This is a genomic window from uncultured Lawsonella sp. (assembly GCF_947252745.1).
GTDB lineage: Bacteria > Actinomycetota > Actinomycetes > Mycobacteriales > Mycobacteriaceae > Lawsonella.
Genome location: NZ_CAMXWW010000010.1, coordinates 23,159 through 38,885, shown reverse-complemented (window position 1 = coordinate 38,885; position 15,727 = coordinate 23,159). Strand labels below are relative to the sequence as shown.

Below are 15,727 nucleotides of genomic sequence, written 5' to 3'. Positions count from 1 at the left end.
TTGGCATTCAATAAAATCAGTACACTGTTGAGTTCTCAAACAACATGCCCACTCACCACATGCAGGCGTTATGCCCCTGCGGAAAGCGCTTCTCTAAGTTACCCCTCAGCGGAATCAGTGTCAAATCCTGATCCGCAATTTTCGTATCTCACCGTGGAGGTGATTCGTACGAGACGGAAAGGTATCCGTAAGAATCAGCTTCGCGTCCAGCCTCGTTCACCATTCCGATTGTCTCGGCGGGTCGGTGTCCGCGTCTCGCTGACCTGTTAAAGATTACGCACCGTTCCAACGTTTAGCAAATCGGCTGTTCAAACCCGGTTTCCGAACAATTTGGCGGTTTTGTACCGATTTTCAACAGATTCCCCACTTCGCAAAACATATCCCATATAGTCATAAAGCATTATTATTGATGATGTGATTAATTCTCATTTTTACCAAAAAAGCAGCATATTTTAGAGATACCCTCCAAAAGAAATGGATAAAGATTGTCAATAATTGACATTCCTCTCGCTCCAAACCTCATTAATCGTTGTTCAGACACAGAAAAAGACCCCACCCGACTACCTCGGATGGGGTCTTTCTTGGTTCATACATATCAGCGCAACAGCGTCTTATTTCGCTGCCTACCGCTACTTGATATGAACACCTCGCATATTTTTCTTGCCGCGACGCACCAATAGCCAATTCCCCGGCAGTAAGTCTGCTCCGGCAGGAATCCATGACTCGTCACTGATCCGCTCATTGTTCACAGAACATCCGCCTTCCTTAATGGTGCGGCGGGCTTCACCCCTAGACGAGCACAAACCTGTCTCTATCAGCAGATCAACAATCGTGACATTCATATCCTTATCAATGTCGATCGCTCCCGCTTCTTGCAGCGCAGCTCCCAGTGTTGCCCCATCCAGTGTCTGCAGGTCACCCTTTCCAAAGAGTGCTGCACTTGCTGCTTTCACAGCCTCAGTTGCGGCTTCGCCATGGACCAAGGTCGTCATCTCATCAGCCAGACGTCGCTGCGCCTTGCGTGCACCCGGGTTCGCCTCAACCTCGACAGCTAACTCGTCTAGCTCCTCCTTCGTGAGGAAGGTAAACCAGCGCAAGTACTTAATGACGTCTGCATCATTAGTGTTGAGAAAGTACTGGTACCACTTGTAGGGACTCGTCATCTCCGGATCGAGCCAGAGTGAGCCGCCACCTGTGGACTTACCAAACTTCTTACCGTCCGAGCTCGTCACCAATGGCACCGTAATGCCGTGCACCTTGGCATTATTGACGCGGCGGTTAAGGTCAATACCGGCGACAATGTTGCCCCACTGATCAGAACCACCCACCTGCAATACACACCCGTAGCGACGGTTAAGCTCTACAAAGTCATTTGCCTGCAGGATCATGTACGAGAATTCCGTGTAGGAAATGCCATCTGTCTCGAGACGCCGCTTGACGGTTTCACGCGACAACATCGTGTTCAGTGAAAAGTTCTTTCCTAAACCACGCAGGAAGTCGATAGCCGACAACTCCCCCACCCAGTGCATATTATTTTCGACAATCGCACCAGTGTCGGAATCATCAAACGTCACGAAGCGCTCAAGCTGGTTCTTGATACGTTCTGCCCAGTCGGCAACCGTATCCTCTGAATTCATGACCCGCTCGCCCACGTCACGCGGATCACCAATAAGGCCAGTAGCACCACCCGCTAGCACAATCGGCCGATGCCCCGCCTTCTGGAAACGTCGCAAAAGCAGCAACGGAATAAGGTGACCGGCATGCAAACTAGGACCCGTGGGGTCGAAACCACAATAAAGGGTGATCGGTCCATCGTTGATAGCGTCGCGCATCTCGTCGATATCGGTGGACTGCTGAATCAGCCCGCGCCACGTCAATTCATCAATGATGTTATCCATGACCAGTAACTCCTAGTAGTGGTGGACGTACGTAAAACTTCTCGTGTTGGTATGTCATTCAGGCCCGTGGGTCAACGGCGACACTCATAAGCCGCTCATGCTCGGCATCGGAAACCTGGCGAGCCTCGTTCATCAGCATGACGGGAATCCCATCACGGATGGGATACGCCTTGTGGAGACGCGGGTTGTAGATGCATTCACCCGCAACATACAGCACGCTCCCCTTGTCCTCTGGGCACGCCAAAATCTGGAGCAATGCGGGATCAATCTCAGTGGCCATGGCACTTCCTTCTCTTCTGCAGAGCTTTCTCGAGAACGCTATTCGGCAGGGATGGTGGGTAATTCAACGAAAGCAACGTCAGCAGCAATAGCCGCCCGCACTCGCTCCAGCTGCTCGCGTACGCGTGGCTCAGCAGTACCGCCACGGGTCTTGCGGGACGCCACTGAACCCTCAATGGTAAGAACGGAGCGGACCTCGGGGGTAAGAGCGGGGTCAACGGAGGCAAACTCTGCATCCGTCAAGTCTGCTAGTTCTACTCCTCGCTGTTCCGCAACCTGGACACAGCCGCCTGCGGCCTCATGTGCCTGTCGGAACGGGACGCCCTGCTTTACCATCCACTCAGCAATATCGGTAGCCAGAGTGAAGCCGCGGGGAGCAAGCTCACGCATCCGATCCTCATGGAAGACCAGTGTGCGCACCAAACCCGCCATTGCGGGCAGCGTCATTTCCAGTTGCGCGACGGAATCGAACACTGGTTCTTTGTCTTCCTGCAGGTCGCGGTCATAGGCAAGCGGCAGTGCTTTGAAGGTCGCCAACAAACCGGAAAGGTTGCCGATCAGGCGTCCGGCCTTGCCGCGTGCAAGTTCCGCAACATCGGGATTCTTCTTCTGCGGCATGATGGAGCTGCCCGTAGACCACGCATCTGCCAATGTCACGTAGCTGAATTCGGGGGTCGACCAGGCAATAATTTCTTCCGCTAGGCGGGACACGTCAACAGCAATCTGCGCCAGTACATAGGCGAATTCTGAGACGAAATCTCGGGATGCCGTTCCGTCCAAGGAATTATCCGAGGCATCGGCGAAGCCAAGCTCTGCGGCGATGGCTTCAGGGTCGAGATCAAGAGTGGAACCGGCCAGCGCACCGCCGCCGTACGGGGAGACGGCGGCGCGGCGGTCAAGGTCCTTGAGTCGGTCGATATCACGCAGCAAGGGGTGCACGTGGGCGAGCAGCTGGTGGGAAAGGAGCACCGGCTGCGCCGCCTGGAAGTGGGTCTTACCGGGCATGATGACACCCATATGGGCATCGGCCTGGGCAACAAGCGCATCGGCCAAACCCAAGACCTCAACTCCGACGCGTCGGAGCGCATCGCGCACCCACATGCGGAAAAGCGTGGCAACCTGGTCGTTACGAGAACGCCCCGCACGGAGGCGCCCACCGACCTGTGGTCCTACTCGTTCGATAAGGCCACGTTCTAGCGCGCCATGCACATCCTCGTCATCCTCAGCTGGCTGGAATGCACCAGAAGCTACATCCGCCGCGAGCTGATCAAGCCCTGCCACCATAGTGGCAAGATCCTCGTCCGAGAGAAGCTGCGCCCGGTTGAGCACCCGCGCATGCGCTTTCGACGCGCGGATGTCATAGGGGGCGAGTACCCAGTCGAACTGGGTGGACTTGGAGAGGAGAGCCATCGCCTGTGCAGGTTCGTCGGCGAAGCGTCCTCCCCACAGCGATCCCTTATTAGTCTCGTGACGGGGGGAAGAACTCATGGGGGGTCCTTATCGAATGGTAGTGAGTAAAGTGACGGGCTTAGTTGGCCAGGCGCTGATCACGCTGCGCGTTGATCTTGCTGGACAGACCGTGCAGCTGCACGAAGCCCTTGGCGAGGGTCTGGTCGAAGGAGTCACCCTCGTCGTAGGTAGCCAGGTTGAAGTCGTAAAGGGACTCGTCCGAACGACGACCGTTCACATTGATGTTGCCGCCGTGCATAACCAGACGGATATCACCGGTGACGTGCTTCTGGGACTCGTCGATGAAGGCATCGAGGGATTCCTTCAGCGGGCTGTACCAGAGACCGTCGTAGACCAGTTCAGTCCAGCGGTCTTCGATGCGGTTCTTGAAGCGGGTAAGTTCGCGCTCCATGCAGACATTTTCCATCTCACGGTGCGCACGGATGAGGGTGACGGCGCCGGGTGCTTCGTAGATCTCGCGCGACTTAATGCCGACGAGACGGTCCTCCACCATGTCGATACGGCCGATACCCTGGGCACCAGCGCGACGGTTGAGTTCCTGAATGATTTCGAGAAGGCTCATCTGGCGGCCATCGAGAGCCACCGGCTTGCCTTCCTTGAAGGAGATGATGACCTCATCGGGAGCAGCCCAGTTCACGCTGGGATCCTCGGTGTAGCAGTAGACGTCCTTGGTGGGAGCGTTCCACAGGTCTTCCAAGTAGCCGGTCTCCACGGCGCGACCGAAGACGTTCTGGTCGATGGAGAACGGGGACTTCTTGGTGACGTTAATGGGAAGGTCGTGCTCCTCTGCGAAAGCAATAGCCTTCTCACGGGTCCAGGCGTAGTCGCGCACCGGGGCGATAACTTCTGCATCGGGGACGAGGGCGTTGAAGCCAACTTCGAAACGCACCTGGTCGTTACCCTTGCCGGTGCATCCGTGTGCAATAGCGTCTGCGCCGAATTCCTTGGCGGCGGCCGCAAGGTGCTTCACGATAAGAGGACGGGACAAGGCAGATACCAGCGGGTACTGATTCTGGTACATGGCATTGGCCTTGATGGCCGGCAGGCAGAAGTCATCGGCGAATTCATCGCGAGCATCAACGATCACGGATTCTACGGCGCCACAGCCGAGGGCACGCTGGTGGATGGACTCCATGTCCTCGCCACCCTGGCCGAGGTCAATGGAGACCGCAATAACTTCGGCGCCAGTTTCGTGGCCGATCCAGCTGATAGCAACGGAGGTGTCCAGGCCACCGGAGTAGGCCAGTACAACACGCTTTGGCATGAATGTTTCCTTTCCTTGGCGAGCGTCGGACGCGCTCGCTTTCCATTATCGACTAAAACGTCGCTGATCTGTAGTTGTGACGGTGAAGAGACACCCTATTGCGGGTGTTTTCCAATGAGCTTCGCAAAGCTAGCTGCCACCTCAGCCCCCTCATAGGACTCTCTAGTCTGGACGAAGATGGTGTCATCACCAGCGATGCATCCGGCCACTTCTGGAAGATTCGCCCGATCAAGAGCGGAAGCAAGGTAGTGCGCCGCCCCTGGAGGAGTCCGCAACACTACCATGGCCTGACATGCTTCTGCAGAGACCAACAGTTCGCTGAGCAGTTTCGCAAGACGGGCGGTACCCCCCTCAACGCCCTTAACCGGACTGCCATCTTCAGGAATGACATAGGTGCCTTGGCCACCGTCGGCCGCTCGGAGCTTCACTGCACCGAGCTCGTCCAGATCCCGCGAAAGAGTCGCTTGGGTGACGGCGATACCTTCCTCAGCGAGCAGTTCCAACAGTTGTGGCTGGCTATGTACCCGATGCTCAATGAGTAAGCCGATGATTCGAGCCTGCCGTCCAGCCCGAGTACCCGCCATGGTGCTCTTGACGGGAGCGCCTGCCGTGTTAGGCATTGAGCTTCTCCAGGAGCCACACCATGATGGCCTTCTGAGCGTGAAGGCGATTCTCTGCTTCATCGAAGACACGGGACTGAGGCCCTTCGATGACGGAGTTGGTGACCTCCTTATCCCGATAAGCCGGTAGGCAGTGGAGGAAAATCGCGTCCTTCGCAGCATGCGCCATTAGCTCATCATTAACTTGGAACGGGCGGAAGGGGCCTTCACGGTCGAGGCCATCGTTTTCCTGCCCCATCGACACCCATGTGTCGGTGTAGACAACATTGGTTCCCTGCGCCGCTTCCACCGGGTCGTGGGTGATGAGGAATTCTGCCCCTGTGAGCTCTGCTCGCTGACGGGCTGCCTCCAGGATGTCTGCGCGCGGGGTAAACCCTTCCGGCGCACCGATACGCACGTTCATCCCTGCCGTAAGGCCACCCACTAAGAGTGAATTCGCCATGTTATTGGCGCCGTCACCCAGGTAGGTGAGGGTGAGCCCTTCCGTCTTGCCGAAGTTCTCCCGGATCGTTTGGAGATCCGCCAAAATCTGACAGGGATGCCAGTCATCGGTGAGGGCGTTGATAACAGGAACGGTAGCTGCCGCAGCCATATCCTCAACCCGATCCTGCCCATAGGTTCGCCAAATAATAAGGGAGACAAAACGGGAGAAAACGCGGGCGGTGTCTTCAATAGACTCGCCTTTGCCGATCTGGGTCACTCCAGCTTCCACAACAATGGGGTTGCCTCCCAGCTGAGCGACACCGGTATCAAAAGAGAAACGTGTACGAGTAGAAGTCTTGTCGAAAAGAATGGCAGCAGATTGCGGCCCTTCCAAAGGTCGGCTCGAGTAAGGAGCCTTCTTTAACGCATCGGCAAGCTCGAGAACTTCGAGCTGCTCAGCGGGGGTCAGATCGTCGTCGCGGAGGAAGTGGCGCAACATACGGTGATTCTCCTTGGCTAGTCGGTTAAAGGTAAAGGGTAAAAGCAATAAGACGGCTTAGGACTGTGCAGCAGCAGCGGCACGGGATGCGGTATCGAGGATACCGGGGAGGGCGGCAACAGCTTGATCAATCTGTTCATTGCTGATGATGAGCGGTGGTGCAATACGGAGCACATTAGGCCGGGCGGCATTGATAATGAAGCCTGCATCGCGGGCTGCCTGTTCCACCAAGGGGCCAATAGCGTCTGCTAATTCAACGCCGATTAGCAGACCACGTCCTCGAATTTCCGTCACCATCGGCAGGTGCAGGGCCGCGAGGGACGACATAAACCGCTTCCCCATCTCACGCACATGGTCACCCAGCTTCTCCGCTTCAATGGTGTCCAGCACCGCGTTACCGGCAGCACACGAGTAAGGATTGCCCCCGAAAGTCGTGCCGTGTGAGCCCGGCTGGAAGAAGTCTGCTGCGCGTCCGGTTGCAAGGACGGCTCCAATAGGGAAGCCACCCGCCAGGCCTTTAGCGAGCGTTACTACATCGGGGACGACACCCTGTGCCCGTGAGCAGAACATATCTCCGGTACGGTAGACACCCGTCTGCACTTCATCGCAGATCATGAGGATGCCGTAACGGCTCGTGAGGTCACGAATCTTTCGGAGGTAGTCGTCATCGGGTACCTTGACGCCTGCTTCACCCATAATCGGCTCAATCATGACGGCGGCAGTATTCTTCGGGTCCTTTTCCACCAGTGCCTGCAAGGCTGCGAAATCGTTGAAGGGGAAGTATTCGACGCCTGCTGGCATAGGCTCAAAGGGAGCACGTTTCTTTTCTTGACCAGTGAGCGCAAGCGATCCCATCGTCCGCCCATGGAAACCATCAAGGTGAGTGAGGATGCGGCGACGGCCTGTCAGCCGGGAAAGCTTAAAAGCGATTTCATTGGCTTCCGCCCCAGAATTGCAGAAGAAGACGCGGGTAGGTTGGTCGCTTCCGAATGCTGCAACTAGGCGCTCTGCCAGTTTCGCCTCGGGTGGGTGCACAAAAAAGTTTGAGGTGTGTCCGAGAGTATGCAGCTGATCGGTGACCGCCTTGATAATGGCGGGATGCTGATGCCCCAGACAGTTGACAGCAATACCCGAGAGGAGGTCCAGGTATTCCTCACCGTTTTCATCTTCAACAATGCAGCCCTTGCCGCGCACCAGCCCGAGGGCAGGCGTACCGTAGGCATTCATCATGGTGTTTGTCCAGCTCTGCTGGAGGGGAGATGTAGACGTCATGAGCGGTTATCCTCACGAGAATGAGTGGAGTGATTTTGAGTGGTAGGTGCAGACGTTTGGGGCACCACCATAGTGCCGATACCGCCTTCAGTAAAAAGCTCGAGTAAGACTGAATGGCCGATACGACCGTCAATCACATGGGCTGCGGGGACTCCCCCATCAACGGCACGCAGACATGCTTCCATCTTGGGGACCATGCCAGATTCCAGAGAAGGTAGCAGACCTCGCAAGGTGTCGGCATCGATACGGGTGACAAGACTGTCTTTATTCGGCCAGTCTGTGTAGAAACCGTCCACATCTGTCAGCATAACGAGCTTCTCTGCCTCCAGGGCAACCGCCAGCGCAGCTGAGGCAGTGTCCGCGTTAACGTTGAAGACCTGCCCATCCGGGTCGGGTGCAATCGTCGTTACGACAGGGATACGGCCTGCATTGATAAGGTCATACACCGCATCAGGATTAACTTCCGTGATATCGCCGACCAAGCCGATATCAGTGGGAACTCCCTCCACGAGGACGGTGCGTTTCCGCGCAGTGAGCAGTTGCGCATCCTCGCCGGAAATACCCACAGCGTAGGCTCCAAACTTATTGATGAGGCCCACGAGTTCACGGCCAACTTTGCCGAAAAGCACCATGCGGACAACATCCAACACTTCGTCTGTGGTAACGCGGAACCCACCCCGGAACTCCCCTTCAATACCCAAACGGGACAGCATGGAGTTAATCTGCGGCCCACCACCATGAACGACAACAGGGTGAGCTCCGCACGCACGCAGCATCACCATGTCTTTGGCGAAAGCGGCTTTAAGCCGGTCATCCACCATGGCATTTCCGCCATATTTGACGACGATAATCTTGCCAGCGAATTGTTGGATCCACGGCAAGGCCTCGGTATAGACAGCGGCACGCTGTTGGGGGTTGAGTTCAGGAATATGGAGCGACTGTTCAATCGCGTCCTGGTCGGTCTCACTATTCATGATGACCTCAGAACCTCTTTATCGTGTATTGGTGTAATAGGTATACAGGGATGACATCAACATTAGGTTGTGTATGCCGAGTTGATCTCAACATAAGCATGGGAAAGATCGGTGGTGCGGATACTGGCGGTCCCCTCGCCTACACCAAGATTGATCTCAACATGGATACGATCGCCTGTCATATCAATAGAGCGAGCATCGGGGAGGCCGCCGCCATTCGCGAACACCTCTTTGCCGTTGAACGCTACCGTCACCTTGAGAACATCCATCGCTACCGGGGCAACACCCAAAGTGGCGAGAACACGACCCCAGTTCGGGTCTTCTCCGAAAAGTGCAGTCTTCACCAGGTTGTCACGCGCAACGACGCGCGCAGCAGTAAGAGCGTCAGCTTCAGTCTCCGCTCCCATAACGGTAATGGTGCAGCACTTCGTTACACCCTCTGCATCACTCATCATTTGGTCCGCAAGGTCGTCACAGACCGCAAAAATGGCTTCAGTGAGTTCTGCCTGGTTGGCGACCACACCACTCGCCCCGTTTGCCATCACCAGCACAGTGTCATTCGTGGAGGTTGAGCCATCAACATCCAGGCGGTCAAAACTATAGGTAGCCGAGAAGCGCAGAGCAGCTTCAAGATCCGCCTGGTTGGCAATAGCGTCAGTGGTGATGACGCAGAGCATGGTGGCGAGGCTCGGCGCGATCATGCCAGCTCCCTTCACCATGCCCCCTACTTTCCATCCCGCCGCAGAGGTGTATTCACTCTGCTTGGCGACGGTGTCAGTGGTCATAATGGCGCTTGCGGCTTCCAGTCCCTTCTCTTGGGTATCTCCTAAGAGACCCGGAAGTGCCTCGATTCCCCCCAAAATGGCTGGCATAGGAAGCCGATCGCCGATGACACCGGTCGAACAGATCGCAACCTGTCCAGCGTTAGTGGGGATACCGGCATCCGTCAGCTGCAATGCGAGATGAATTGCTTCTTCTTTAGCATCTTCCAGCCCTGCTGCGCCGGTACACGCATTGGCTCCGCCAGAGTTCAGGACGACCGCACGCAGCTCTCCACCGGTGAGAATTTCTCGCGACCAAAGGACGGGAGCAGCCTGGAATCGATTGGAGGTAAACACGCCAGCTGCGGTGAGCCGCGGCCCCTCATTGACGACGAGGGCCATATCTAGTCCACCGTGTTTTTTCACGCCGGCAGCTACCCCAGCAGCACGAAACCCTTGTGCGGCGGTCACCCCAGCGGTGCGGGTGATAGTCATGATAGTTTTCTCTTTCTTGGAAGATGTTAGGGGGCGAGACCTACGGTGTAGAGGCCGGTGGTTTCCGGCCATCCCAACATAAGGTTCATGCACTGCAGCGCAGCGCCGGCAGTACCCTTCACGAGGTTATCGATGACTGCGGTAATGACGAGTCGGTGTGCGGCAGTATCGACGTCGACAGCAATTTGGACGTTGTTGGATCCCACTACAGACTTCGATTGTGGTTGCTGTCCATAGGGAAGCACCTGGACGAAAGGCTCATCACGATAGGCCTCTTCGTAGAGTTTCTGTACCCCTTCTGGAGTGGCGTGGGTGGTCGCAAAAGCGGTGGTGAGGATGCCGCGCGCCATAGGGGCTAGTACCGGAGTAAAACTCACTGTCAGGTCCTGCTCAGTGAGTTCTTGCATGTTCTGCAGGATCTCTGGGGTGTGACGGTGCCGGCCGGCAACGTTATAAGCTTTCGCCGAACCGCTTACCTCGGCGTGGAGGTTGGCGACCTTGGCTCCCTTTCCAGCGCCAGAGGTACCCGAGAAAGAGACCACGGAAAGATCCCCATCGGTAATGCCGGCTTGGACCGCGGGGTACAGGGCGAGAGAAGCGCCGGTGGGGAAACAGCCGGGTACTGCGACGGTGCGCGCAGCACGCACTGCGTCTCGGTGACCGGGGAGTTCCGGCAGACCGTAGGTCCAGAATCCCTGGTACTCGCACTGGTACCACTTCTCCCAGGCATGCGCATCACGGAGGCGGAAGTCTGCTGCACAGTCGATAACAAGCGGGCCCGCGTTTCCGGAGGCGGCGGCTGCATCACTGAGGGAGTGGGCTAGCTTGCCCGAGTTGCCATGTGGCAACGCCATAAAGACGACGTCGTGTCCCTGCAGTGTTTCGAGAGAGGTTTCAACAAAGGTTCGCTCGGCAAGTGGCGCCAGGTGCGGATGGAACTCCCCTACCTTTTGACCGGCGTTGCTGTTGGCGCACAGGGCCCCAATGGTGAGCTCGCCATTCTGATAGGCGGGATGGGTGAGCAGGAGACGAAGAATCTCGGCTCCTGCGTATCCGGTGGCTCCAGCAACTGCGACTAATATACTCATTCTTTGATTATTCACCATCTTGCAAGATTATTCAAAACTTTTCAGGCTGTCCCGAGCACCCGTTGTCCACCCAACTCATCGCCTGAAAACGGCCCATTACCAGTCAGCATACGATCACTACTGGCAGCTCGGATTCGTCTCCCACCCATGGAATACCGGCCCATGCCCCTTGCCGACCTCCAAAAGATCGGAATGGAAAATGGCACCATACAACCAGTCAGTCGTCAACTGAGTCGCTCGCACCACGTCTCCCGACTGCGCAATGCGAGTCGCCAAACCAGACGACAGCGAACAGCCCGTCCCATGCGTATTGGGTGTCGCCACATGCGGATGGGTAAATGTGGCCGCATCGGCGTCCCGCTGCAGCAGCGTATCCGTCATCGTCTCCGACTCCAGATGACCACCCTTCACCAGCACAGCCGCCTGCGTCGTCGCTAGCACACGCTCACCCTGCGCCAACGCCTCCCCCAAACTCTCGGCACGGCCCTCCCCCGCCAACACCGCAAGTTCTGGAACATTAGGCGTCACAACAGCAAGGTCAGCTACGTCACCAACAGTCTCGACCAAGCCACGCATTGCCTCCTCAGCCTCTGCGGTCAAAAGCCGATCCCCACTAGTGGCCACCATAACCGGGTCCAGAACAACCACCGGCGGCTTCACTTGCTGCAGCCATTCGCTGACTAGCTGGGTAATAGCCGTATCGCCCAGCATGCCAATCTTCACCGCATCAATAACAACATCATCGGTGACGGCATCAAACTGCTCCTGCAAAAAGCTCAAGGGCGGAGTATGGACGGAACGAACGCCGCAGGTGTTCTGAGCCACCAACGCCGTCACCACAGCCATGCCATAGCCGCCTGCTGCCGCGATAGACTTCAGATCTGCTTGTAGACCCGCACCACCAGTGGGGTCGGTGCCAGCAATCGACAAGACGCGCGGAACTTCTCGTGGAATAAAGGTCATGCACACATCATTCCACTAAATTCCGCTGTCGTCGCCCTGTTCCCCGGCCGCGCCGGAAGTCTTTAGACAGTCCGCAGCTCCGCGCCGAAACGCTCGGCAGCAACTGCCACAGCCGCATCACGAGCAGCCGAAGCGTCTTCTTCCGTCAACGTCCGCTCTGGCGACCGGAAGCTCAGCGCAAAGGCCAACGACCGCTTGTCCACACCCAGCTGCTCCGACTCATAAATGTCGAAGAGCTTGACGCTTTCCAGCAAGTCTCCACCACCCTCATACAGGGCAGCAGCGATATCCGCCTGCGGAACATCCTTCGCCACCACCAGGGCAACATCCTGATACACCGGTGGGTAGGGGGAAACGACCGGAGACTGCCCCTGGTATGCCGTGGGCAGAGCCGACACATTAAGCTCCATGGCACACATACGGGCGGGCAAGCCACACTTATCAAGCATCTGCGGGTGGACTTCACCGGCGTAGCCGACCAGCTCATCACCCAAATAGACGGCAGCACAACGGCCCGGATGCCACGGCAGCAGATCAGCCTTCTCGAAGCGGAATTCGGCACCTACCGCCCGACCGACCTGACGTGCGGCTTCAATAATGTCCCACACATCGGTCGCGCGGCCCTTACCCCACGGGCCAGCTTGCTCACGCAGACCAGTGAGCACCGCAGCCACATGCAGCGGCTGTTTGGGGAGAGCAGCCATCAACTCGGCAATCTCATCATCAGAAGGACGCTTATCAGTGGGCAGCATAGGCATGGGGCGAGTGGACTCATCCGGAAGGCATACTTCTTCCACCCCGTAAAGGCCCAGATCGCGCTGGCCTCGCGAGACATTCCGCTTCACCACATCGAACATGGAGGGGAGCAGCGTCGTCGCCAAGCAGGCGTAGTCCGAATCGAGCGGATTGAGCACAGTGGTCACAGTCCGCCGTGGATCGTCCGCTGCCAAACCCCACTCGTCAAACACCTTGTTAGACATGAAGGGGGTGGGGAGAATCTCCACGTAGCCGGCATACGCCAACGCTTTATTCACAATGCGGCGACGGCGCTGCTCCGGGGTCAGACCACGACCAGACGGTGCATGCGGGAGCCGAACCGGAATCTGCTCCAGCCCCTCCAACCGCAACACTTCTTCCACCAGGTCAGCGCGCATCTGCAGATCAGGGCGCCACGTCGGCGGGGTGACAGTCAGCATGCCGGCCTCACCGGGGGTGTCCTCGACCGTGCATCCCACCTCTTCCAAGCGACGACGGGCGGTACCAGCGGGATAATCCACACCAGCGACAGCACTAGGCCGGTTCTCGGGGAACACAATGGGCACAACTGGGGAAATATCGCCGACATCGGTCAGTAACGGCTCTACGGTGCCACCGGCAATCTCTACTAGGAGAGTAGCTGCACGGTCAGCAGCAGCACGACAGACGACTGGGTCGACTTTGCGCTCGAAGCGACGGGACGATTCCGAGCTGAGCTTATGACGGCGTCCAGTGCGGAAAACATGGAGAGAATCGAAGTGCGCGGCTTCGAGGAGAATGTCAGTGGTCTCCTCCCCTACTTCGGTGGAGGCGCCGCCCATCACACCGGCCAAACCGATGGCACCAGAATCATCCGCAATGACAACATCTTCCGCAGACAGCTCTCGTTCCACATCATCAAGGGTAACGAGCTTCTCGCCAGCCAGGGCGCACCGCACGGTAATACCGCCCTGCAGTTTCGCCACATCGTATGCATGCATCGGTTGCCCGAGCTCCAACATGACATAGTTCGTTACATCCACAGCTGGTCTGATAGGGCGCACACCGGAGAGCAGCAAACGCCGCTGCATCCACCAGGGGGTGACAGCCTGCGGATCGATACCCGTCACGCGACGTGCAATGAAGCGATCTGCACCAGTCTCGGGATAAAGAGTAACGGGCCACGCCTCTCCCTCATTTCCGAGTTCTTGTTCGACCGCAATGTCCTGGTAGGTGAGACCGAAGGAGGTTGCAATCTCACGTGCCAAACCACGCATCGACAGTGCATAACCACGGTCGGGGGTGATGTTCACTTCAAAGACCGCGTCATCGAGCTGCAGGAGTTGGTAGGCGTCGCTACCCGGCTCGGCAGTTCCCGGTCGCAGGGTAATAATGCCGGAGTGGTCCTGCCCAATTCCCAGCTCGGTTGCCGAGCACATCATGCCACGGGACATGTGTCCATAGGTTTTACGTTCGCTTATCTCAAAGCCGCCAGGGAGGACAGTCCCGGGAAGTGCCACGATGACAAGGTCGTGGAGCTTGAAATTGCGCGCACCACAGATAATTTCCTGCAGCTCTCCATTGTCGTTTCCCACCTCCACATGACAGAAACGGATCGGCTTTTTAAAACCTTCTAGCTCTTCGATCTCCATTACCTGGCCCACCACCAGCGGCCCAGTAATGGTGGGAAGAGGCTGCGGAACACCCTCGATTTCGAAACCAACCTTCACGAAACCAGCGTCGAGGTCTGCGGTACTGACAGACCAGCCCGGGTTGCACTTGTCGAGGGTCTCAGTGAGCCAACTTTGGGGAACGAACACGGTACATCCTTGTAAGCGGGGAAGCGAGTGGAATAGAAGTCTGGGGGGTATGTGCTGGGTTTAGGAGCGGATACCGAAGGGAAGGGTGAATCGAATGTCGCCTTCCACCATGTCGCGCATATCGGAAATGCCATTGCGGAACTGCAATGTGCGCTCCAAGCCCATGCCGAAGGCGAAGCCGGAGTACTCCTCCGGATCGATACCAGCGGCAAGCAGCACATTGGGGTTCACCATGCCGCAGCCGCCCCATTCGACCCAACCGGCTCCACCCTTCTTATCGGGGAACCAAACATCGACCTCTGCGCTGGGTTCCGTAAAGGGGAAATAGTTAGCGCGCATGCGCGTCTTCGTCTCCGGACCAAAAAGTGCTTTGGCGAGGTGGTCTAGCACACCACGCAGATCTGCCATGGTGAGGCCCTTATCGACAGCCAGACCCTCAACCTGGTGGAATACCGGGGTGTGGGTGGCGTCCAGCTCGTCAGTACGGAAGGTACGACCAGGGCAGCCGATATAGATGGGCAGTTCTCGCGAAAGTAGGGTGCGCACCTGCACAGGCGAGGTGTGAGTGCGGAGGACAACACGGGAATCTTCCGGTGCAATGTGGAAGGTATCCTGCATTGTCCGGGCGGGGTGATCCGGCAGGAAGTTCAGCATGTCGAAGTTGAACTGTTCGGTCTCCACCTCAGGTCCGTCCGCAATTTCCCACCCCATACCGATGAGGATGTCGGAGATCTGATCGGCAATCATGGTGATCGGGTGCTGTGCACCCACCGGCTGACGGGTAGAGGGTTGCGATACATCGATCGACTCAGCGATCAGCAGGTTCGCCGCATGTTCTTCTTCCAGAGCGGCCTTCCGTTCACCGAAGGCACGTTCAGCAATGCCACGTGCCACGTTCACAGCGCGACCGGCTTCTTTTCGGGTTTCTTTCGCGATGGAGCCGAGGGAGCGGCGTGCTAGCGCAAGCTGGGATTTCTCGCCGAGGTGGTGGGTGCGTGCGGCAGCAAGCTCGTCGAGGTTAGTGGCGGCGGTAAACGCAGCCGCAGCGGCTTCAGCGTAACTGTTGAGTGTCTCTTCACTCAGATCTGCGGGCTGGTTTTCCTGCGTCATGATTCTCCTTGGAATAAACGTCTTTCAAACCTCTAGCGTAGTGCATCACCCGGCTG

General features: G+C 57.3%; 13 protein-coding genes. All 13 read right to left on the bottom strand.

Going from position 1 to position 15,727, the window contains the following annotated elements:
• Positions 1 to 629: 629 nt before the first annotated feature.
• The gene (tyrS, locus tag Q0X28_RS07780) at positions 630 to 1,898 is read right to left on the bottom strand and encodes a tyrosine--tRNA ligase (protein WP_296239719.1); all 1,269 of its coding nucleotides are present in this window, start codon (positions 1,896 to 1,898) and stop codon (positions 630 to 632) included.
• A 58-nt stretch (positions 1,899 to 1,956) separates the two neighbouring features.
• The gene (locus Q0X28_RS07775; protein ID WP_296239717.1) at positions 1,957 to 2,178 is read right to left on the bottom strand and encodes a Trm112 family protein; all 222 of its coding nucleotides are present in this window, start codon (positions 2,176 to 2,178) and stop codon (positions 1,957 to 1,959) included.
• A 38-nt stretch (positions 2,179 to 2,216) separates the two neighbouring features.
• Positions 2,217 to 3,665, bottom strand: a complete 1,449-nt coding sequence (argH, locus tag Q0X28_RS07770; RefSeq protein ID WP_296239716.1) for an argininosuccinate lyase — start codon at positions 3,663 to 3,665, stop codon at positions 2,217 to 2,219.
• Positions 3,666 to 3,705: 40 nt separating this feature from the next.
• Positions 3,706 to 4,911 carry an argininosuccinate synthase gene (locus Q0X28_RS07765; protein ID WP_296239715.1) on the bottom strand — a complete coding sequence of 402 codons (1,206 nt, stop codon included), beginning with the start codon at positions 4,909 to 4,911 and terminating at the stop codon, positions 3,706 to 3,708.
• 95 nt (positions 4,912 to 5,006) lie between these two features.
• Positions 5,007 to 5,531: an arginine repressor gene (locus Q0X28_RS07760; RefSeq protein WP_296239713.1), complete on the bottom strand. Its 525-nt coding sequence runs from the start codon at positions 5,529 to 5,531 to the stop codon at positions 5,007 to 5,009.
• The gene (argF, locus tag Q0X28_RS07755) at positions 5,524 to 6,453 is read right to left on the bottom strand and encodes an ornithine carbamoyltransferase (protein WP_296239712.1); all 930 of its coding nucleotides are present in this window, start codon (positions 6,451 to 6,453) and stop codon (positions 5,524 to 5,526) included. Before argF ends, Q0X28_RS07760 begins: the two co-directional genes overlap by 8 nt.
• A gap of 57 nt (positions 6,454 to 6,510) precedes the next feature.
• Entirely contained in the window at positions 6,511 to 7,725 is a 1,215-nt protein-coding gene (locus tag Q0X28_RS07750; protein ID WP_298577413.1) for an acetylornithine transaminase, read from the bottom strand.
• Positions 7,722 to 8,699, bottom strand: coding sequence for an acetylglutamate kinase (argB, locus tag Q0X28_RS07745; RefSeq protein WP_298577411.1), 978 nt, complete (start codon positions 8,697 to 8,699; stop codon positions 7,722 to 7,724). The genes Q0X28_RS07750 and argB overlap by 4 nt, the downstream gene beginning before the upstream one ends.
• Positions 8,700 to 8,761: 62 nt before the next feature.
• Positions 8,762 to 9,955, bottom strand: coding sequence for a bifunctional glutamate N-acetyltransferase/amino-acid acetyltransferase ArgJ (argJ, locus tag Q0X28_RS07740; RefSeq protein WP_296239709.1), 1,194 nt, complete (start codon positions 9,953 to 9,955; stop codon positions 8,762 to 8,764).
• A gap of 26 nt (positions 9,956 to 9,981) precedes the next feature.
• Positions 9,982 to 11,043, bottom strand: coding sequence for an N-acetyl-gamma-glutamyl-phosphate reductase (argC, locus tag Q0X28_RS07735; protein ID WP_296239708.1), 1,062 nt, complete (start codon positions 11,041 to 11,043; stop codon positions 9,982 to 9,984).
• A 117-nt stretch (positions 11,044 to 11,160) separates the two neighbouring features.
• The gene (gene thiD, locus Q0X28_RS07730) at positions 11,161 to 12,006 is read right to left on the bottom strand and encodes a bifunctional hydroxymethylpyrimidine kinase/phosphomethylpyrimidine kinase (RefSeq protein WP_298577407.1); all 846 of its coding nucleotides are present in this window, start codon (positions 12,004 to 12,006) and stop codon (positions 11,161 to 11,163) included.
• A 62-nt stretch (positions 12,007 to 12,068) separates the two neighbouring features.
• Complete coding sequence (gene pheT, locus Q0X28_RS07725; protein WP_298577405.1) at positions 12,069 to 14,561, bottom strand: phenylalanine--tRNA ligase subunit beta; 2,493 nt, start codon at positions 14,559 to 14,561, stop codon at positions 12,069 to 12,071.
• Between the two features lie 60 nt (positions 14,562 to 14,621).
• Positions 14,622 to 15,671 carry a phenylalanine--tRNA ligase subunit alpha gene (gene pheS, locus Q0X28_RS07720; protein ID WP_296239704.1) on the bottom strand — a complete coding sequence of 350 codons (1,050 nt, stop codon included), beginning with the start codon at positions 15,669 to 15,671 and terminating at the stop codon, positions 14,622 to 14,624.
• Positions 15,672 to 15,727: the final 56 nt, after the last annotated feature.